The 18284-nt window shown below is 61.1% G+C and carries 19 protein-coding genes and 2 pseudogenes; 9 read left to right on the top strand and 12 right to left on the bottom strand.

What is annotated here, in order from left to right:
• Positions 1-8 precede the first annotated feature (8 nt).
• The 3 genes from MesoLj_RS22700 to MesoLj_RS22690 are packed head-to-tail and all read right to left on the bottom strand — an operon-like array spanning position 9 to position 1886.
• Positions 9-683, bottom strand: a complete 675-nt coding sequence (locus tag MesoLj_RS22700) for a uracil-DNA glycosylase family protein (protein WP_202322658.1) — start codon at positions 681-683, stop codon at positions 9-11.
• Positions 623-1234: a glutathione S-transferase gene (locus tag MesoLj_RS22695; RefSeq protein ID WP_202322657.1), complete on the bottom strand. Its 612-nt coding sequence runs from the start codon at positions 1232-1234 to the stop codon at positions 623-625. Before MesoLj_RS22695 ends, MesoLj_RS22700 begins: the two co-directional genes overlap by 61 nt.
• Before the next feature lie 31 nt (positions 1235-1265).
• On the bottom strand, positions 1266-1886 hold the full coding sequence (locus MesoLj_RS22690) for a thermonuclease family protein (protein ID WP_202322656.1): 621 nt from the start codon (positions 1884-1886) through the stop codon (positions 1266-1268).
• 76 nt (positions 1887-1962) lie between these two features.
• On the opposite strand from MesoLj_RS22690, the gene MesoLj_RS22685 reads away from it, so the two are divergent.
• A complete protein-coding gene (locus MesoLj_RS22685; protein WP_202322655.1) occupies positions 1963-3483 on the top strand; it encodes a sensor histidine kinase in 1521 nt (506 codons plus the stop codon).
• 34 nt (positions 3484-3517) lie between these two features.
• On the opposite strand, the gene MesoLj_RS22680 is transcribed toward MesoLj_RS22685, so the two are convergent.
• Positions 3518-4516, bottom strand: a complete 999-nt coding sequence (locus tag MesoLj_RS22680; protein ID WP_202322654.1) for a nicotinate-nucleotide--dimethylbenzimidazole phosphoribosyltransferase — start codon at positions 4514-4516, stop codon at positions 3518-3520.
• A 197-nt stretch (positions 4517-4713) separates the two neighbouring features.
• Between MesoLj_RS22680 and MesoLj_RS22675 the strand changes: the two genes are divergently transcribed.
• Positions 4714-4944 carry a DUF1289 domain-containing protein gene (locus tag MesoLj_RS22675; RefSeq protein WP_010909481.1) on the top strand — a complete coding sequence of 77 codons (231 nt, stop codon included), beginning with the start codon at positions 4714-4716 and terminating at the stop codon, positions 4942-4944.
• A 10-nt stretch (positions 4945-4954) separates the two neighbouring features.
• Positions 4955-5662, top strand: a complete 708-nt coding sequence (locus tag MesoLj_RS22670) for a TIGR02281 family clan AA aspartic protease (RefSeq protein ID WP_140773786.1) — start codon at positions 4955-4957, stop codon at positions 5660-5662.
• A 103-nt stretch (positions 5663-5765) separates the two neighbouring features.
• Here MesoLj_RS22670 and dusA read toward each other — a convergent pair whose 3' ends face one another.
• Positions 5766-6764: a tRNA dihydrouridine(20/20a) synthase DusA gene (gene dusA / locus MesoLj_RS22665; RefSeq protein ID WP_202322653.1), complete on the bottom strand. Its 999-nt coding sequence runs from the start codon at positions 6762-6764 to the stop codon at positions 5766-5768.
• A 115-nt stretch (positions 6765-6879) separates the two neighbouring features.
• On the opposite strand from dusA, the gene MesoLj_RS22660 reads away from it, so the two are divergent.
• Positions 6880-7941, top strand: a complete 1062-nt coding sequence (locus MesoLj_RS22660; RefSeq protein ID WP_202322652.1) for a tyrosine-type recombinase/integrase — start codon at positions 6880-6882, stop codon at positions 7939-7941.
• Positions 7942-8080: 139 nt separating this feature from the next.
• Here MesoLj_RS22660 and MesoLj_RS22655 read toward each other — a convergent pair whose 3' ends face one another.
• From MesoLj_RS22655 to MesoLj_RS36885, 4 genes and pseudogenes are all read right to left on the bottom strand, one after another.
• Positions 8081-8491 (bottom strand): hypothetical protein, encoded by a 411-nt coding sequence (locus MesoLj_RS22655; RefSeq protein WP_202322651.1) that lies wholly within the window; start codon positions 8489-8491, stop codon positions 8081-8083.
• Positions 8451-9571, bottom strand: a pseudogene (locus MesoLj_RS22650) (extracellular catalytic domain type 1 short-chain-length polyhydroxyalkanoate depolymerase). Before MesoLj_RS22650 ends, MesoLj_RS22655 begins: the two are co-directional and overlap by 41 nt.
• Before the next feature lie 201 nt (positions 9572-9772).
• Complete coding sequence (locus tag MesoLj_RS22645; protein ID WP_202322650.1) at positions 9773-9991, bottom strand: DUF768 domain-containing protein; 219 nt, start codon at positions 9989-9991, stop codon at positions 9773-9775.
• Positions 9992-10211: 220 nt separating this feature from the next.
• The gene (locus tag MesoLj_RS36885; protein ID WP_446720254.1) at positions 10212-10412 is read right to left on the bottom strand and encodes an SDR family oxidoreductase; all 201 of its coding nucleotides are present in this window, start codon (positions 10410-10412) and stop codon (positions 10212-10214) included.
• On the opposite strand from MesoLj_RS36885, the gene ku reads away from it, so the two are divergent.
• Both ku and MesoLj_RS22630 read left to right on the top strand, forming a co-directional pair.
• Positions 10411-11439: a non-homologous end joining protein Ku gene (gene ku / locus MesoLj_RS22635; RefSeq protein ID WP_446720253.1), complete on the top strand. Its 1029-nt coding sequence runs from the start codon at positions 10411-10413 to the stop codon at positions 11437-11439. The two genes, MesoLj_RS36885 and ku, sit on opposite strands and share 2 nt — an antisense overlap.
• Positions 11440-11473: 34 nt before the next feature.
• Complete coding sequence (locus tag MesoLj_RS22630) at positions 11474-11779, top strand: helix-turn-helix domain-containing protein (protein WP_342215773.1); 306 nt, start codon at positions 11474-11476, stop codon at positions 11777-11779.
• Positions 11780-11803: 24 nt separating this feature from the next.
• On the opposite strand, the gene MesoLj_RS22625 is transcribed toward MesoLj_RS22630, so the two are convergent.
• On the bottom strand, positions 11804-12112 hold the full coding sequence (locus tag MesoLj_RS22625; RefSeq protein WP_202322647.1) for a hypothetical protein: 309 nt from the start codon (positions 12110-12112) through the stop codon (positions 11804-11806).
• 320 nt (positions 12113-12432) lie between these two features.
• Here MesoLj_RS22625 and MesoLj_RS22620 point away from each other — a divergent pair, with 320 nt between their 5' ends.
• The 3 genes and pseudogenes from MesoLj_RS22620 (at position 12433) to MesoLj_RS22610 (ending at position 14121) form a co-directional block, all read left to right on the top strand.
• On the top strand, positions 12433-12672 hold the full coding sequence (locus tag MesoLj_RS22620; RefSeq protein WP_202322646.1) for a hypothetical protein: 240 nt from the start codon (positions 12433-12435) through the stop codon (positions 12670-12672).
• A gap of 138 nt (positions 12673-12810) precedes the next feature.
• Positions 12811-13214: pseudogene (locus tag MesoLj_RS22615) on the top strand (GFA family protein).
• 343 nt (positions 13215-13557) lie between these two features.
• Positions 13558-14121 carry a hypothetical protein gene (locus tag MesoLj_RS22610; protein WP_244735142.1) on the top strand — a complete coding sequence of 188 codons (564 nt, stop codon included), beginning with the start codon at positions 13558-13560 and terminating at the stop codon, positions 14119-14121.
• Positions 14122-14596: 475 nt separating this feature from the next.
• On the opposite strand, the gene MesoLj_RS22605 is transcribed toward MesoLj_RS22610, so the two are convergent.
• Both MesoLj_RS22605 and ligD read right to left on the bottom strand, forming a co-directional pair.
• Entirely contained in the window at positions 14597-15616 is a 1020-nt protein-coding gene (locus MesoLj_RS22605; RefSeq protein ID WP_202322631.1) for an ATP-dependent DNA ligase, read from the bottom strand.
• Positions 15613-18282: a DNA ligase D gene (gene ligD, locus MesoLj_RS22600; RefSeq protein ID WP_202322625.1), complete on the bottom strand. Its 2670-nt coding sequence runs from the start codon at positions 18280-18282 to the stop codon at positions 15613-15615. Before ligD ends, MesoLj_RS22605 begins: the two co-directional genes overlap by 4 nt.
• Positions 18283-18284 lie beyond the last annotated feature (2 nt).

Below are 18284 nucleotides of genomic sequence, written 5' to 3'. Positions count from 1 at the left end.
CTGAATGCCTAGCCAATGCGATAGCGGATTTCCGACCGAAGGAAAGGCAGCAAATCCATTTCAAACCATGGATTCTGCTTTAGCCAGCCGGTGTTGCGCCAGGACGGATGCGGCAGAGGCAGCACTTTCGTGCCGACCGAATTCTCCCAGATGGCACGCCAGTCCATCACCGTTTCCGTCAGCGAGGGTCGGCGCGCGGCGCCCATGTGCCAGGACTGCGCATAGATCCCGATCGTCAGCACCAGGTCGATCGCCGGCATCAGGGCCATCAAGGGCGCGCGCCATGCCGGTGCGCATTCGCGCCTTGGCGGCAAGTCGCTGCCCTTGGCATCCTGACCGGGAAAGCAGAAGCCCATCGGCACGATGGCGAATTTCTCTATGTCGTAGAATTCGTCGCTGGTCACATCAAGCCAGTTGCGCAGGCGGTCGCCGGAGGCATCGGTGAACGGCATGCCTGACAGGTGCACCTTGGTTCCCGGCGCCTGGCTGGCGATCAGGATGCGCGCGCTGGACGACGGCCGCAGAACCGGCCTTGGCTCATGCGGCAGCGGCTTGCCGACGGGGTTCTCGACGCAGATGCGGCAGGCCCGGACCGTCGCGGCAAAGCTGTCCAGTTCCACACTCAAGCGGCGGCACTCGTCCGGCTGGAGATCGCCTGATGCCAGCGCAACACATTGGTGCATTCCTCCGGCACCTTGATGCGGGCCGGCTTCATGAAGTCGATCGCGATCAGGCCGGTAATATCGGCAATCGAATAGTTGTCACCGGCGGCGAACTCACGGCTCGCCAGCTCGCGGTCGAGGATCTTAAGGAACTCGACCGCCTTCGGCTTGTTGGCCTCGCCCCATTCCGGGACCTGCGGGATTTCCCATTCCTTCATGGCCGGATGGATATGGCGAAAGGCCTGCGCGACGCTGCCCAGCAGATTGAGCTCCATCCGCCTCTGCCACATCTCGACCTGCGCCTTGCCGAGCGCGCCGCGTCCGAACAGGGCCGGTTCGGGCTGCAACTCCTCGAAGTAGCGGCAGATGGCGACGGATTCCGTGATGATGGTGCCATCGTCAAGTTCCAGAACCGGCAGGCGTTGTAAAGGGTTGCGCGAACTCACTGTTTGGCTCTTGTGCTCCAGCGCGCCCATGTCGACGGACACGATTGGAACCGCGATCCCTTTCTCGGCAAGGAAAACGCGTACCCGCCGCGGGTTGGGCGCCCGGCCGCCGTCGAAAAGCTTCATTCGATCCTCCTTCCCTTCCGCCAGATGCGTTTCACCAGAAGCGAAAAATCTCCCGCACGGCATCCCCGATCGATGCCAGCGTGCCGTGTTTTCGCTCCACGACTTCGCCGCGGTGGCTGTCGCGCCAGTCTTGCGGCCGGTCGAACGTGCCTGCCCAGATGCCGACCTTTGCCGCGCGAGCAGTCGCTTCCTCGCTTTCGAAATCGCCATAGGCAACGGCCCAGCCAGCCTCGACCTGGGCGCGGTTGAGATCCGTGTCACCCGCCTTGCAGTTACCAAGCAGCCGGCCATAACGATCCCGCTGCCAGCCGCTGCAAGTGACCGGCCTGCCGGCGATCAGGCGCACCAGCGACTGGCGCGCAAGCGTGCCGCAGGCATAATCGGCGCCGTTCCTGCGGCAGGTCTGGGTGTATTCAGGCGCGTCGATGCCGCGCATGCGGATGCGCTCGGTGCCGAGCGTGATCGAATCGCCGTCATTGATGACGGCCGCGCCTTGCGTCTTGCGCGTCTCGACCCGGTCGAGGCGTGCCGCCAGCAGGATCAGCAGCCCCAGAATGACGATAGTCAGCCCGTAGTCCATGAGCTTGCGCCACAGGCTTCTCGGGCGCGGCGCCGCGTACCGGCGCGATCTTGGCGACCAGGAACGGCTCATATGGCAAACGGTTGGTTAATCATTCGAACGTAGCTTAACACCTTGGAACCGCTGCACGCATAAATTGAAGTTTTTGATGCCCTTGCAACGCTCGAACACAGCGGACAAGTTCATTGTGGACCGCAGGAAACCTCATCGCAACAGCGATGTGGCGCGCGCGGTGCGCAAGACGCGCGACCGTCTTTCGCAGCAGGCGGGCAATCCCGATTTCGACCGTGAACTGCTGAATCTCCACGCCCGCGCCATGACAAGCGGCGCCGTGGCCATCCCGCTGCTGGTCCTGGCGATCGCCGCGGCTGGCCGGCTGGCCGGCGTCGGCAACGAGATCGGGCTCTGGGCGCTGTTCACGCTCACTTGCTATACCATCGTCGCCTTCATGGCCCGGCGCATTGAGCGCACGGAAGCTTCCGAGCTCAACCCCTTGCAAACGCGAAGGGAATTCCTGGTCGGCCACTTCCTGTGCGGCCTCGGCTGGGCCTGGTTCGTCCTGCTCGGCTGCGCCGCCTGCGAAGTCGACCAGTTCCAGGTGGTCAAGGCGGTGGTGATGCTGCTTGCCATGGCCGGGACGGCTCTCATGGCCTCGTCGCTCAGCGGAACACTGCTGGTGACCTTTGCCGTGCCTGTCGCACTCTATGCTTATGTCGGCACCAGATTGTGGATGCCGGTCGAGGCGATCATGGCCGGGCTGCTTGTCGTGTCGCTGCCTTTCTTCGCCTATGTCGCCCGTCAACTCAACCGCTCCTCCCTGATGCTGTTGTCGTTCCGCTCCGAAAAGGACGCGCTGATCGCCGAACTCGAGACGGCGAAATCGATGTCGGACGAGGCGCGGCGGCGGGCTGAGGATGCCAATCTGGCGAAGTCGCGCTTCCTCGCTTCGATGAGCCATGAATTGCGCACGCCGCTCAACGCCATTCTCGGCTTTTCCGAGGTGATGGCGAACGAAGTGCTGGGGCCGATGAGCAACCCCACCTATCGCGACTACGCCCATGACGTGCACGATTCCGGCCAGCATCTGCTCGACTTGATCAACGAGATCCTCGACCTGTCGCGCATCGAGGCCGGCCGCTACCAGCTCAACGAGGAGCCGGTGATGTTGCTGAACATCGTCGAGGATTGCTGCCACATGATGGAGTTGAGGGCGCGCAACAAGGACATCCGCGTCATCCAGGATTTCGAACAGACATTGCCGCGTCTGTTCGCCGACGAGCGCGCCGTGCGCCAGATCGCGCTCAACCTTTTGTCCAACGCCATAAAATTCACCGCCACCGGCGGCGAAATCCGCGTCCGCGTCGGCTGGACGGCGGGCGGCGGGCAATACATTTCGATCAAGGACAATGGCCCGGGCATTCCCGAGGACGAGATTCCGATCGTGCTTTCAGCCTTCGGCCAGGGCTCGATCGCCATCAAGAGCGCCGAGCAAGGCACCGGGCTTGGCCTGCCGATCGTGCAAGGGCTGCTTGCCATGCATGGCGGCGAATTCGAGCTCCATTCCAAGCTGCGCGAGGGCACCGAGGCGATTGCCATCTTCCCGCTGAGCCGGGTGATGGAAGAGCTGCCGGCATTGCCGACCGCAGCGGTCGCGGCACGGCGGCGATAGGCGCTACCTCGTCAACGCCGCGTATGCCTGGTGGCTAACCCCGAACAGCCGCCGCCATGCCCGAACTGGTCAGCGCCGCCGCCTTGACGAGGCCTGCGCCAAGCGCCGCCCCCGCCCCCTCGCCATGGCTTATGCCGAGGTCGAGCAGCGGGCGCAAACCGAGGAGCTCGGCGGCCCTTGCATGTGCGGGCTCCGGCGACAGGCTGGCGAGAAGACAATGGTCTAGCGCTGCGGGGTTCGCGGCATAAAGCACCGCCGCTGCGGCCGTTGCCGCAAAGCCGTCGAGCAGCACCGGGATCTTCTGCATCCGCGCGGCGAGGATGGCGCCGGCTATCGCCGCGAACTCACGGCCGCCGACCCGGCGCAACACCTCTAGCGGGTCCTCTAGATGGCCGCCGTGAAACGCCAGTGCCGCATCGACCACCTCCGCCTTGCGCGCCTGCATGGCCGCATCCGCGCCGGATCCCGGGCCGACCCAATCGGCACCCCTGCCCCCGAACAGTGCCGCAAACAGCGCGGCAGCGACGGTGGAATTGCCGACACCGAGATCGCCGAGGCAAAGCAGGTCGGTGCCGCCGGCGATCGCTTCCATGCCGAAGGCCATGGTCGCCGCGCAACCGCGCTCGTCAAGCGCGGCATCATCGGTGATGTCGCCGGTCGGGACGTGCAGCGCAAGATCGAACACTTTCAGCCCGAGATCGTTGGCGATGCAGATCTGGTTGATCGCCGCGCCACCGGCCGCGCAAAGCTCGACCGCATTGGCTGTTGCTGCCACCGGGCGTGGCGAAATGCCATGTCTGACCACGCCATGATTGCCGGCGAAGACCGCCATCAGCGGCCTTGTCACGGCGGGCGGAGCCCTGCCGCTCCAGGCCGCAAGCCACGCGGCGATCTCCTCGATGCGGCCGAGCGAATGCGCTGGCTTGTCCGCCTTGGCGAACAGCGCATGCACGCGCGCTTCCGCCTTGAGATCGGCTGCCGGCAAATTGTCGAGCAGGTTGCGAAAATCGTCGAAAGGTAACGCGCTGGTCATGTCGTGAGCAATCATTCCTGGATTTGGTGAGCGGCATAGCCGCGTTGCGTGATCGGCACAACCTCCCCCAAACATCCGCCTTGATTGCCGCAAAGATGGCCCGGGACGGCGCGATTGCGAGGGCTTGCATTGGCTTTGCCGTTGCACCATGTGGAGATGGAAGAGCGGATTCCAAACGGGTCGCTCGTGAGAAAGTCATGACGGCCATCGAATCGCCCTGCATCCTCGTCTGTTCGATCGACATGAAAACCGGCTTCTGCTTCGGTTGCGGCCGCACGCGCGAGGAAATCGGCGCCTGGATGGGGATGACGCCCGAAACGCGCCGCAATGTGATGGCCGAACTGCCGGCCCGGCTGGAAACGGTCGAGCGCCGGCCGCGCCGGGAAACGCGCCGCACCCGCATGGCGCGCGAACGCGACGCACTCTAGCGAGGCACGGATGAGCAGCCGGCTGTTCTGGATTATGATGGCGGTGATCGGCGTGGGCGCGGTCCTGCTCATGCTCAACGATTCCGCCGGCAGCACGCTGGGCGTGGAAAATTACGATTTCGGCCGGCTGATCTGGCTTGGCGCCTTCGGCGCCCTGATCGGCGCCGGCCTGCTGCGGTCAGGCCGCCCGCTGGGCGCGATGGCCCGCAACCTTGGCGCCTGGGCGGCAATCGTGCTCGCCCTGATCACCGGCTACCAGTATCGGTACGAACTGCAGGACGTTGCCAGCCGGGTGACTGCGGGCCTCGTTCCCGGTAGTCCGCTTGCGCTTGGCGTCGAAGACGGCCACGCCACCGTTACCCTCGACAAGGCCGACAACGGCCATTTCGAGGCGCGCATCCTGGTCAACGGCAACCCGGTGCGGGCCGTGGTCGATACCGGCGCTACCAGCACGGTGCTGACGTCGGAAGACGCGCAAGCCGCCGGCTTCAACCCTGCCGCGCTCAACTACACGATACCGGTGTCGACAGCCAACGGCATGGCGCGCGCCGCGGCGGTCAAGACCGACGCGGTTGCGATCGGCGGCATCGTGCGCAAGGACATGTCGGTGATGGTCGCGGCCCCTGGCATGCTGAGCCAGAGCCTGCTCGGCATGAATTTCATCGGTTCGCTGTCAGGCTTCGACGTGCGCGGCGACCGCATGATCCTCAGGGATTAAAGCAGTTCACCGTTTCATGGAGACGGTGAGCTGCTCCCACTCTTTGTTTCGACGCAATTCACGGACGGAAAACCGTTTTACACTGTCCTGGAGTTGCTCCAGCTCAGGCCGCTTCGGCGGTCCCTGCGCCAAAGTCGACGGCCGCAAACGCCGTCTTCAGCACATCAGGCCCGGCGCCGGGCCGGTTTGCGTCGGTCGACAGGATCTGGCGGTAACGGCGCGCGCCGGGCAGCCCATGGAACAGCCCGACCATATGGCGGGTGACATGGCCGAGCCGCCCGCCCTGTTCGATGTGGCGCGCCGCATAACCGGCCATCGCGTCGATAAGCGCTGCGAAGTCGAACGCCTCGGGCTTTGCGCCATAGAAGCCGGCGTCAACGCCGGCCAGAATGCCTGGTGTGTGGTAGGCGGCGCGTCCAAGCATGGCGCCGTCAACCTGATCGAGATGCGCGCGCGCCTCTTCAAGTGACTGAATACCACCATTGATGCCTATGAATTTGCTCGGTTTTCCAGCCTTAAGCCTATAGACCCTGTCATAGTCAAGCGGCGGAATGTCTCGGTTTTCCTTGGGGCTCAGCCCTTCCAGCCATGCCTTGCGCGCATGCACCCACAACGCGTCGGCGCCGGCATCGAAGACCCCGTCGGCCAGCGTATCGAGCGCCGGCTCGGGATCCTGTTCGTCGACGCCGATGCGGCATTTTACGGTGACGGGGATCGTCACCGCAGCTCTCATCGCCGCGACGCACTCGGCGACAAGGTTGGGCACTTTCATCAGGCAGGCACCGAACGTCCCCGACTGGACGCGGTCGGACGGGCAGCCGACATTGAGATTGATTTCGTCATAGCCGAAAGCCTCGCCAATGCGCGCCGCCTCGGCAAGTTTCGCGGGATCGGAACCGCCGAGCTGCAAGGCGACCGGATGTTCCACCGCATCGAAGCCAAGCAACCGATCGCGCGCGCCGTGGAGGACCGCGTCTGCCACCACCATTTCGGTGTAAAGCAACGCACGGTTCGTCAGCTGGCGGTGGAAGAATCGGCAATGCCGGTCCGTCCAGTCCATCATCGGGGCCACGGCCACTCTATGATCTTGATTTTTCAGCATTTTTTCTTTAACATCAATCCGTTAGTCGCGAGCGCGGCCACGCCACTTTACGCCAGAATACGACCCTTTTCGCCACGTTTCGATCTCTCAGTGCACACGGAGCGCACACGAAAAAATGGCCACCTACACAAAACTCTCGTCCGGTTCCTGGCGCGTCCAAGTCCGTCGCAAAGGTCGCTACGTCAGCGAGACCTTCTTGCGCCGAGACGACGCTCGGCGCTGGGCGACCGAAACCGAGCGCCAGGTCGATCGCGGTGAGACGCCAACCAAGTCCCGCACAGCGCGCCTAAAAACTTTCGGCGAACTCATCGACCTTCATATCGACGACATGTGCGATGTAGGCAAGTCCCCTCGCCGCTCCAAGGCCGCAGCGCTCGATATGCTCCAAAGACATCTGGGGAAGTGCAACATAGCGGCCCTCGATCGCGAACGGCTCATTCGCTTTGGTCGCGATCGAGCCGCCCAAGGTGCCGGACCGATGACTCTCGGCATCGACATCGGCTTTGTGAAACTTATCCTGTCTCATGCTGCGGCCGTCCACGGTCTACCGGTGAAGGTCGAACCCGTCGATCTCGCGCGCATCGCGCTTAAGCGCCTCGGCCTTGTCGGCAAGGGATGTGAGCGCGACAGGCGACCCACTCAGGATGAACTCGACAGGCTAGTCGCTCACTTCGACGCAAACCCTCTTCAGATAGCGCCGGTTGGCCGCATTATACGTTTCGCCGTTGCAACCGCGATGCGTCAGGAGGAGATTTGCAAGGCGCGTTGGTCCGATCTGGAGTCTCGCACGCGGATGCTTCTCATCCGCGACCGCAAAGACCCACGCAACAAAAAGGGTAACAATCAGCGCATACCGCTGTTTGCGGCAACTGGATACGATGCGTGGGCCATTGTTGAGGAGCAGCGCGCAAAGCGAAGCAGTGACGACGATCGAATTTTCCCGTTCAACCATCGGTCAGTCGGCACCGCCTTTCGCCGAGGGTGCGCTGACCTGGACATCCACGACCTTCACTTTCACGACTTGCGGCACGAAGGAACGAGCCGCCTTTTTGAAGCTGGGTTTACAATCGAACAGGTAGCGCTGGTCACGGGGCACAAGGATTGGAAGATGTTGCGGCGCTATACGCACCTCAAGCCGGAAATGCTCCACACTATCCAAGCGGCAAAGGCTGCGTAGTTGACGCGATTGCTGGTATCAGTCCGCAATCTCGGGCGGCGTTGAACGCCTCCGATGGATGGCCGCGGCTACAATCGCGCAGCGACGAAGCAGGGCCTCGATCACTTCCGCCGGTAAAACGACCTACGGTTTTGTAAACCTAAGGTCGGCGGTTCGAATCCGGCCCGGGGAGCCACTTCAGATTAAAACTGCGAACGTCGCTTGCACGCAGTTCCACTCCAGAGCCGCCCTGCCCCGTGGCGAGCGTCTGCAGGAGTTTTAGTCTGGAGCCAGTGATCCGAATTTCGGCCTCTCCCACTTCAATCCGCTGCACTAGCGCCTGCACGTAGTGACGGCTGAACCCATTATCCGTTCGAATCTTCTTTCGCGCCTCTAGGCCGAACCGGTGAAGCAACTCCGGCGTAATCGGAGTTTCCCCGCTTTCCATGCGCACTTCTGCACGCTCAGCGTCGGCACGCGCAGTGTCTCGCGCTTGCTTCAGCTCACCGATCCGCCCTTTAAGATTGGAATCACCCAAATCGGCGAGGCCATTTTCGATCGCCTCGTACAATCGCGTGAGCTTGGCATCGGCGTCCGCCGCCTGCCTCTTCAGCTCGGCGACTCGGCCCTTTCGCCGCTCTGCTTGCTCGTCGCGCCGAGGTGGGCTCTGAGTTGGCCCGATGTTTAGCATCTCGATTTGTGAGATCCCAGAAGGCCGCAATGTGGCGAGTCGACGATATTCCGACGTCCAGCATGAATGGCGCGGCATGGCCCAAACCATCCTCACCACCCGTCTTCAAGGGGGTGCCATGGCCCATGCCGGCAATTGTGTATTTCTCGATCACCGCATTGCCATCGGCGTTGCGCCAGACCTGCCGCGTTTGTACATCGACGGTCTCTTTTCGAGCAGGGCTTGCCACAATGCGGTGAACGCCCTGCCATTGGGCGACGAGGGCGTCCGCATTTTCAGGCGCCACCGTGTGATCGGCGGTGCCCTGCCAGATCGAATCTTTGGCCAACTCCATTTATGCGACGACGCCTGCCCCAGGCGCCGCTGGAGTTCCGAATTGGACGGGCCGCCATGGCCACGCATGCGATCGAAAGCTTCCGGGATCGTCGATGCGCTGCCATAGGCAAGGCCGGCGATGATTGCGCCGCCGGCAAACACCTCCGGATATGTTGCCAGCATTGCCGCCGCCATGGCACCGCCGGCGGACAGACCGGTGATGAAGACGCGCCGGCGGTCCAGACCATGTTTTGTCACCGTGGCTTCGATCATCTGGCGGATGGAGAGCACTTCACCGCGATCGCGGGTGACATCTTCGGGCACGAACCAGTTGAAGCAGAGATTGGCATTGTTGGCGCGCTGCTGTTCGGGCAGCAACACCACAAAGCCTTCCTCTTCTGCCAGGCGCGACCAGCCAGAACCGTGATCATAGCCGGCCGCCGTCTGCGTGCAGCCATGCAGAACGACCACCAGCGCTGCTTCGCGCGGCAGGTTCTCGGGAATGTAGAAGCGGGCCTGCAAGGCGCCTGGATTGGACCCGAACGTGGCCAGGTCGGACAGACTGTCGAGATGGCTTTGTTGGGAAAATGCTGGCCGGCCTCGCATGGCCGAAAGGCGAGCGATCGTATCTGAGATGTTGCGCAAATCGAGTCCTAGACCGCGGAATGGCGGAAGCCTGAGCACAATGCACTTACGGCAACATCGTTGCTGCACTGCACAATAACAAGCTTACGCCGGGTTAGCATCAGAGTGGCCGCGAAGTCGGCAGGGTCTTCAATTGGCCTGCTGGTGCAAGGATTGCGCGATGCCTCCGATCGATGGAAGTTCCGGGCTTATTCCGCTGGCCTATCGGGGCCCATTCTTCTGGTTCGCTACTGCCTCAACCATCAGTGCAAACAGACTATGCACTTCTTCGTCGATTTCGCGGTACTCTATGCCTACAAGTACGGCGTCTTCCATCGCCCGGTCGGCCAGGTCAGTCACCAATGCCGGATCGAAGGAAGGGTGATCGGGAACGTTTTCATTCATCCAATTTCGTAAAAAGTCGCGGCCACGCTTGCTCATAAGGGGCTAAATTTCGCGCGGAGAAATAGGTTCCGCGACTATTCTGAGCTGACACAATGCGGAACCGTGTCAGCTCAACCGGACGCTTTGCGCGTTGCTGGTTGATCGAGCATCCGGATTGCAACGGCATAGCATAGCTCTGCTCCTAAGCTACCAGGCGCCTATGACTGGAAGGATCCCTGCGGTGATGTGACTGGAGATTGCGGCGATGCTAGAACTCTTAGGCGGGTGCAATTTCTTCCGGCTGCGCGGGCCGTTTCATCGGCCTTCGCGCCAAATTTCGAGACGTCGGCGGCTTGCTTTTCAGGCCGGTTGAGCGGTGGCGACATTGGACCGGAGCAACGTCGTTAACGCGGATTCCCTTATCTGTCAGGTTGCCAGATAGCACCCTGGCGAAGGCGTGGATTCCGCTCTTCGTCATGATCAGTACCTTGGAGACGTCGAAGCCGGTTGCCGAACCGCTGTTGACGATCGCCGGCGCCGCGACATGGTCGATCCGCCATCTCCCGGTTGGTTTGGCTTTCAAGCTTCTTGCTGGATTCAGTCGACTCCGCCGAACCCGCGGCAGAGGGAACGATTTGAAAGAAAACTCGTTTGCCCTGACCCGAAACAGGATAAACGACATGGTCGCGCCACGTGCTGTCTGGAAGGGCTTTTTGAAGGTTGGATCGGTGACTTGCGGGGTGAAGATTGTCGGCGCCACCAGCGAGGCATCCAAGATCCACTTCAAAATCTTGAACCGCAAGGACGGTCTTCCTGTCAAAAGCGTCTACGCTGACGAAAAGACAGGAAAGACGGTCGACGCAGAAGACCAGGTCAAGGGGTTCGAGGTCGAGAAGGATGAATTCCTTCAGATCGAGCCCGCGGATATCAAGGCGCTTAAGCTCACCTCGGATCACACGCTCGAAGTAGGCGAGTTTGTTGCGATCAGCGAGATCGACACCCGCTATCTCGAGAAGCCCTACTACCTCATTCCCGCCGACGGCGCGGCCGTCGAAGCCTACGGTGTCATCCGCGACGCGATGAAGAACAAGGGCGTCGCAGCACGGTCGTGCATCGTGCTCTATCAGCGCGGCCGGGAAGTTGTGATCGAGCCCTATGGCAAGGGCATGGTGATGACCGAGCTGCGAAACCACAACGAGATGGTCTCCGAAGACAGTGTCTTCGATGGTTTGACCAAGGCGAAATACGATCCCGAATTGCTCGAAATCGCAGGCATGCTGATCGACAAAAAGGTGACAACTTTCGATCCCTCGAAATTCGAGGACACCTACGAAGATGCGCTGATTGCCATGATTGACGCGAAGCGCAAGGGCAAGGCGCCACCGAAGGCGGCTCCTAAGCCGAAAGAGAACGTTATCAACCTGGCCGAGGTGCTTAAGAAGAGCCTCAAGCAGGAGGGGCTAGCGACACCCAAAAAGAGCGAGCCGAAGCGCAAGAGCGCGTAGGCCAACGAGCACCGTGTCGATCGAGGAGAAGTTTGTGACCCAATTGACTGTCGAGCAATGCCGGGCGGCGCGTGCTCTGCTGGATTGGTCACAAGCCAGGCTTAGCGCCAAAGCGCAGGTCAGCGAGGGGACGGTTCGGGACTTCGAGAAAGGGAAGCGCATTCCGGCCGCCGGCATGATTGTCGCGATGCGATCGGCGCTCGAACTGGCGGGAGTTGCCTTTCTAAGTGATGGCGAGACGATCCATGGCGGCCCTGGCGTTCGGCTCAAGAACTCAACGGTATCGCGCAGGCCTATCCAAGATGGCGAAGCGGGAATTATTCAGAACAGCGAAATGTAAGCCGCAACGAAGTCGAGCCCGTCATTACCGCTGATCATTGTACGGCTCTTTCGTTTGTCCAACCATCTTCGCCAGTTCCGAAAACGGTGGAACGTCGGCCTCGCCCTGGGCATTGTTCGCGATCTGCAAAAGCTGAATCGGGAAGCAGATGGCGTCGCGATTGGCCGGCGACATATCCTCATATGTCCGCTCATCGCCCGTTACATTGGCCTCGGCCTTTCGCAGCGCGATGTCGATGTCGTCTATTGAAAGCAGGCCTTTGTGGACCAGCAAATTGTTGATCGACGCGACTGCCATCATCAGACCTTCGAGCTGAAGATTGGCGACGTTCATGGCCGAGAGCTCTTTACCTGGCCTAGTGGGTTCTGCCCGTCCGACTGATGCGTCTTGTCATCGACTTCGTCCACAGGCCGCGTCAATCCAACCCCGTCCTTGGGCTTCTTGTTGCTCGCCGCATCTTGGGAGAATGAATCGGAAGGGTCAGCGCCAGTCCTGGCCGGATACTTCGTCGCACCTGTTTCGCGATGGTTTTCGTTTCCAGACATTTTCATTGCTCCTGTGTGATCATCGATAACAGGCCTGCACCCTGCGGGTTCCGCGCTGCATGGAACATTCCTGGCGGCCGGTCGTTGGCCAGCAAAGGAGATGACGGCATGGCCAAAATCAAAAACCTCAACTCTGCAATTGCCAGGGAACCGGAGACGGCCGGTGTCGAAATCCAGCGTAAAAACCCTGGCACCAATGACTCCGGCCAGGCGCCAGCCAGCCCCAAGACGGCAGGCGCTCCGCCCAAACGTACCAGCGCTTTGGCGGACCCCTTCACGGCCAGACGAAGCGACGCACGTCCGGTGGCCGGCAAGACACCGCGCCCAGTTGACAGACCGGGAGAATAGTCATGCCGCCCAAACCAGAGCTGAACGAAGAACCGCCCGTGGATGCACCAAGCTGGACCCTGACCCTGACCTCTTGCCGGACGAATTGCCCGTCCCGAACCCCGACGAGAACCGTGGCCCTCCAAAGCGAGCTCTGACATGAGCGAAGATTATATTCGCAGGGGTGGGTGCCTCTGTGGTGCGGTTCGCTTCTCGGTCAAAGGCGCTCCGCTTCGTGTTGGCCTTTGCCATTGTCAGGATTGCCGCCGCTCGAGCGGCAGCGCGTTCAACTTCTTCGGTGTTTGGGCACGGTCGGATTATCAGGGCACTGGCGACTACGGGCGTTCAATGGCCGAAGCTTTTGCGCCGATTGCGGATCGCGCATCGCCTCGTTGCGGGACGACGAGGCGGAGATCATGCTGGGCGCTCTGGACCTCGCCCCGAGCGACATCATTCCAGGCTATGAACTCTGGATCGGCCGGCGCGAGCCTTGGCTGATGGATCTGCAATGGGCAGAGCAATTCCAACATGATCAAGAGACCGAAATCCCCGACTCGGCTTGAGCCGCCGGACACATCTGCTCTCGCGGTCCGCTCTCGCGATCTTCTCGCGATCGATGCGTCTTGTCATGGCAGCCTCCCTTGGTCTGGCCCCCAAAAGTGCGACCGGGTGCAAATGTTTACGACAAATAAGCGTTTCCGTCAAATGACGTTGACGGATGTTCCGCGATATTTCGCGGCGATTACACGATTGCTGGGTGGGGGGACTGTCGAATGTGTTGCCGTTCTGCCGGGTACGGGAACCGCGCCTCTCGACGCTCGTTACTTCCGTGCTGCGCAGACTAACGGCCCGACAAGCTTGCATGCGCGGCCGTACGCTGTTCCATCGATTTTTCAGGACATCATGATGACCCAGAACGACACCGAACTGACCGCCCGTCTTGCGCGCGAGCATGGCATCTCCGAAGGCGCGGTCACCGCTGTTCTAGACGCTTTGCGGCGTGGCGGCGGGACCATGGCCCAGTTCAGCCATCTCGACTTCGGAGGCATGTCGCAATGGTCTTCCGGCATGACGATGGTCGGCGACATGTTCAACGGCAGGCTCAAGGCGAAGCTCAACGCTATCGCGGGCGAGCTGTCCGCCTACCTCCGCGATCATCCAGCCGAGGGGCGCAACGACGATACGAATGTGAGCTATCGCTCGGCTGGCTTGGCAACCGCCGGCTCGTGGTGGCCTGACGAGTTTGGAAGCCCGTCTGCAGCTGGCTCCCAGAACCATATGCGCTACGCGGCGTTTAACGAGAAGCGCCGTCTGGTCATCGACGATCATGGAAATACGATAATCTACGATACCGGAGATCATCGCATATCTGGTGTTTCACAGAGCCAGAGCACGGACACGACCCTGACCTTCGTCAGCCAGCACGGCGTGGTCCGCGTCTCTGATCTCCAGCGCGTCGATGCTGCTTAGGTCAGGTCCGCAATTACGCAAACAGTAACGCTCATGGGCGCACGTGCAGCGCAGTAACCGGAGGACTCCACAATGACGCAATCGACACCAATGCCACCTAACCCAATGGTTGAGCAGCCTGCCAGCGAGGTTTTTCGGACCATCAACGGGGGAGAGCTCCCGCTGTCTAAATCCGCTCAGCAGCAGGCGGTGCAACCTCAGCACTCACCGAAGGCACCAAGCGGGTATGAGAACTTTCGGTGACGCCGAACGAGTCACTGCAGCGGAATTTGGCTCGGCGGATTCAGGAATGGATAGTCCCAGGCGGATTGACGCGCTGATCTATTAGCGCCGCCGCCGGAGCCAGTGGGTCGTTGCGGGAATCACGCCACAGGCCCAGCCTCACTACGAAAGGGATCAAGAAGCGAACACTGGGCAGTCGAGCGCATAGGCCTAAGGTTTGAGCGCAACGCGCGCTACAGACCGCGTGCCGATTTCATGTTTTCAGCATCTGTTCGAAGGTGCACTGCTTGGGATTCTTGTCGTGGCGCCATCGCAGAAATTTGGTACCGTGCCGGAAGCGATCATTCGTGACGTGATCGAAGCGAACTTCGACCACCAATTCGGGGTGAACCGGTTCCCACTCCCCACTCCTCTCGGTGCTCCAGCGGCTTGGGCCGCCCGGAGCCTTGCCGGTAAAACCAGGAGGCGACCGCAAAGCCTCGAGTTGTCGGGTCAGCTGCGGTCGATCCTCCCGCGCGATTGTCGACGTGAACCCCACATGGTCGAGCTTGCCCTGGTTATTGTAGAGACCCAGCAGTAAGGAACCGACCTCACGCGCATTTGCCAGATAGCGAAAGCCTCCGACCACGCAATCGGCTGTACGCAGCCGTTTGACCTTGAGCATGGCGCGTTCGCCGGGCCGATATTCGTCGTCGACAAGCTTGGCGACAACGCCGTCCCTCGAACCGTGACCGGATGCGCCAAGCCACTTCGTTGCTATCGCCAAATCCCGAGTACAAGGAGACAGTTCGATATCGGCATGACCAGCCGATTCTACGAACAGTTCCAGAGCTTGGCGCCTTTCGGACAGCGGCTGGTCCATCACGTTGAAGTCCGCCCTAGCCAGCATATCAAACAAGATCAATCTGGCGGGGGTTTCGACAGACAGCTTTCGAACCCTGCTTTCCGCTGGATGCAATCGCATCTGCAGCGCATCGAAAGAGAGCGCGCCATTCACCTCGATGACGATCTCACCGTCGACCACGAAATCAGTGGCCCTCAGAACACGCAGCATCGAGACGACTTCCGGAAAGTACCTGCCGAGCGGCTTGCCAGACTTTGCCCTCAGGTCGACCTCATCGCCAGCTTTGAAGGCAAGGCAGCGGAAGCCGTCCCATTTGGGTTCGTACTGCCATTGGCCAGCGCTGTCAGGCAACGTGGCGGCAGCCTTTGCCTCCATCGGTTCCGTGTCCAATGGGACGGCGAAAGACGGTTTTGCATGTTTCGACGTCATGCCGCTAGCTTTGCTGAACCGAGCCGTTTGATTGCGCTCGCGATAGACCTTTCGCCATCGTCGTAGTCGGCCCAGGCAACCGTCTTCTTCAGCAACCCCGGCACGGTGCGGACTGTGTATTTTTTCGGGTCGAGATCCGCCTTCACCTGGCTCCAGGTCAGTGGCATGGAAACAGTTGCACCTTCTCTGGCACGCGGTGACAGGGGTGCAACGGCCGTCGCCATGCGATCATTGCGGAGGTAGTCGAGAAAGATCCGGGACGTCCGCAACTTCTTGGCCATGTTGACGAGGTAGAGATCCGGACGGTCCGCCGCCATTTGCACGCACACCGCCTTCGCGAAGGCCTTGGCCTCGGGCCAGTTCGTTTTGCTGCGCTGGCCTGCCAGCGGCGTCACAACGTGCAGGCCCTTGCCGCCCGTGGTCTTGCAAAAGCTGACCAGCCCCAAATCTTCGAGACGGTCGCGCATCTCCTTGGCGGCCGCGACAACTTCGCCAAAGGAAACCTCCGGACCGGGATCCAGGTCGAAAACCAGCCTGCCGGGAATCTCGGGATGAGCGGGGTGGCAATTCCAGGGGTGCAGTTCCAGGCCGCCGATCTGGGCGATCGCAGCCAGGCCCTCGACGCGGTCGATCTGCAGATACGGCTTGTGGTCGCCGAAGACTTTCACCAGTTCCAGCAGATTGGACGTGCCAGGCATGGCGTGGCGCTGGAAGAACTGCTCGCCGGCGTAACCGTCCGGCGCGCGCACGAGTGAACAGGGGCGGCCCTTGAGATGCTTGATCATCCAAGGGCCAACGGCCTCAAAGTATTCCGCGAGGTCGAGCTTGGTGACTGGCTTCCCACCATCACCGGCATTCGGCCAAAGCGGCTTGTCAGGTTTCGAGATAATGACGCCCATGACGATTGGGGTTTTTCCGGTCCTGCCGGCCCCTCTGGCAGGTTCGGCAATCTGCGTCTCTTGTGGATTGGCGGGACGCTCCGCCTCTACCTCCTTTGCTGGCTTGTCTTCGCGAAGGCCCTTGAAGGCCGCCTGCCTGACATTGCCGCCGCCGGTCCAGCCGGCGAACTCGATTTCCGCAACCAGTTGCGGCTTCGTCCAAAAGACGGTTGAATCCTTTTTCGGTGCGCCATCGCCTGTAAACGGCGACTTGGCTGCCTTCATCTCCTTCAGCCTCGGCAGCAGTTGCCTGACCTTTGCCTCGCTGTACCCGGTCCCGACACGGCCGATATAGGCGAAATGTTCGCCCCTGTTGACGCCGACCAGCAATGAGCGGAATTTTCCGTTGGTCGTCGACCAGCCGCCGATAACAACCTCATGCCCGGCGCGGCATTTCGACTTTGCCCAGGTGTCGGTTCTGCCAGAGGCGTAGGGTGCATCAGCTTTTTTGGAGATAATGCCTTCGAGTTCAAGTCGGCAGGCAGACTGCAGCACAGCGTCACCGCCATTGGTGAAGTGCTCGACATAGCGGATGAGGTTCTCCTCACCGCGCTCAACCTCGCCGATCATCTCGCTTAGCCTTACCTTGCGTTCCGAGAGGGGCAGCTTTCGCAGATCGACACCGTCCGCAAACAGCAAATCAAATGCGAAGAAGATCAGGTCTTTCGTCCGGCGCTCCGACAACGCCGCTTGCAAGGCGGCGAAATCCGGTGCGCCATTTTCGCCGAGCGCCACGATCTCACCATCCACGATAGCGTTGGGAAGGCTGGCCGCCTCTTTTGCAATGGCGCCGAACTTCTCCGTCCAGTCCAGGCCTTTTCTGGTCTTCAACGTGGCGACGCCATCTTCGACCCGCAGCTGGACGCGATAGCCATCGAACTTGATTTCGTGAACCCAGTTTGTTCCTACAGGGGGCCGGGAGAGCGTCGCGCAAAGCTGTGGTGCGATGAAGTCGGGCATCTTGACCGCATCAGCACGAACGGCACGTTTCGGACGGGGCGATGCTTTCGGGGACGGCTTTGGCGATGCCTTTGACGACTTTGCGCGTTCCTCAGCGGCGAGGCCGCGATTGCTGTCCCACACGGCGTCCGCATCGGGCACCGATGAGACTTGCGTCATGAACGGCTTCGGGCCGGCCCCCTTCCCAGCAGCGATCGTGTCCATGCTGCGCCCGGAGGCGACGGATCGGTCCAGCGCCAGCACCGCGTCGCCATCGCCGTCGGTCGCGTATTTGTCGCGATGCTTGATTAGCAGCCAGTTGGTTCGCTTCCCGCCAGTGCGGTCATGCTTCATGCGCACGAGAACGAAACTTCCATGCAGGCGCTTGCCGTCGAGCGTGAATTTCAGATCGCCTTTCTCCAAGGCTTGTTCAGGAGACATAGCGCCTTCTGGTTCCCAATATCCACCGTCCCACAGCTGCACGGTGCCGCCACCATATTGCCCTTTGGGGATCGTGCCTTCGAAGTCGCCGTAGTCCAGCGGATGGTCCTCAACCTCCACCGCAAGGCGTTTATCCTGAGGATCGAGCGACGGACCTTTGGTGACGGCCCAGGACTTGAAGACACCGTCGAGCTCAAGGCGAAGGTCGTAGTGGAGCCGTGTGGCTGCGTGTTTCTGGATTACAAACCGCAGCCGGTTTGATTTCGCGATCAAACGCTCGCCGCTGGGTTCTTTCGTTTTGGTGAAATCGCGTTTGGTCCGATAGGTAGATAGCTCGGCCTTTGTCATGG

Source organism: Mesorhizobium sp. 113-3-9, assembly GCF_016756515.1.
GTDB lineage: Bacteria > Pseudomonadota > Alphaproteobacteria > Rhizobiales > Rhizobiaceae > Mesorhizobium.
This window is presented reverse-complemented; position numbering and strand designations above follow the sequence as displayed.

Excerpts from the sequence above, each read along its gene's own strand:
- MesoLj_RS22700 (WP_202322658.1), bottom strand. The coding sequence starts at position 683 with ATGCACCAATGTGTTGCGCTGGCATCAGGCGATCTCCAGCCGGACGAG.
- MesoLj_RS22695 (WP_202322657.1), bottom strand. The coding sequence starts at position 1,234 with ATGAAGCTTTTCGACGGCGGCCGGGCGCCCAACCCGCGGCGGGTACGC.
- MesoLj_RS22690 (WP_202322656.1), bottom strand. The coding sequence starts at position 1,886 with ATGAGCCGTTCCTGGTCGCCAAGATCGCGCCGGTACGCGGCGCCGCGC.
- MesoLj_RS22685 (WP_202322655.1), top strand. The coding sequence starts at position 1,963 with ATGCCCTTGCAACGCTCGAACACAGCGGACAAGTTCATTGTGGACCGC.
- MesoLj_RS22680 (WP_202322654.1), bottom strand. The coding sequence starts at position 4,516 with ATGACCAGCGCGTTACCTTTCGACGATTTTCGCAACCTGCTCGACAAT.
- MesoLj_RS22675 (WP_010909481.1), top strand. The coding sequence starts at position 4,714 with ATGACGGCCATCGAATCGCCCTGCATCCTCGTCTGTTCGATCGACATG.
- MesoLj_RS22670 (WP_140773786.1), top strand. The coding sequence starts at position 4,955 with ATGAGCAGCCGGCTGTTCTGGATTATGATGGCGGTGATCGGCGTGGGC.
- dusA (WP_202322653.1), bottom strand. The coding sequence starts at position 6,764 with ATGCTGAAAAATCAAGATCATAGAGTGGCCGTGGCCCCGATGATGGAC.
- MesoLj_RS22660 (WP_202322652.1), top strand. The coding sequence starts at position 6,880 with ATGGCCACCTACACAAAACTCTCGTCCGGTTCCTGGCGCGTCCAAGTC.
- MesoLj_RS22645 (WP_202322650.1), bottom strand. The coding sequence starts at position 9,991 with ATGAGCAAGCGTGGCCGCGACTTTTTACGAAATTGGATGAATGAAAAC.
- ku (WP_446720253.1), top strand. The coding sequence starts at position 10,411 with ATGATCAGTACCTTGGAGACGTCGAAGCCGGTTGCCGAACCGCTGTTG.
- MesoLj_RS36885 (WP_446720254.1), bottom strand. The coding sequence starts at position 10,412 with ATGACGAAGAGCGGAATCCACGCCTTCGCCAGGGTGCTATCTGGCAAC.
- MesoLj_RS22625 (WP_202322647.1), bottom strand. The coding sequence starts at position 12,112 with ATGAACGTCGCCAATCTTCAGCTCGAAGGTCTGATGATGGCAGTCGCG.
- MesoLj_RS22620 (WP_202322646.1), top strand. The coding sequence starts at position 12,433 with ATGGCCAAAATCAAAAACCTCAACTCTGCAATTGCCAGGGAACCGGAG.
- MesoLj_RS22610 (WP_244735142.1), top strand. The coding sequence starts at position 13,558 with ATGACCCAGAACGACACCGAACTGACCGCCCGTCTTGCGCGCGAGCAT.
- MesoLj_RS22605 (WP_202322631.1), bottom strand. The coding sequence starts at position 15,616 with ATGACGTCGAAACATGCAAAACCGTCTTTCGCCGTCCCATTGGACACG.
- ligD (WP_202322625.1), bottom strand. The coding sequence starts at position 18,282 with ATGACAAAGGCCGAGCTATCTACCTATCGGACCAAACGCGATTTCACC.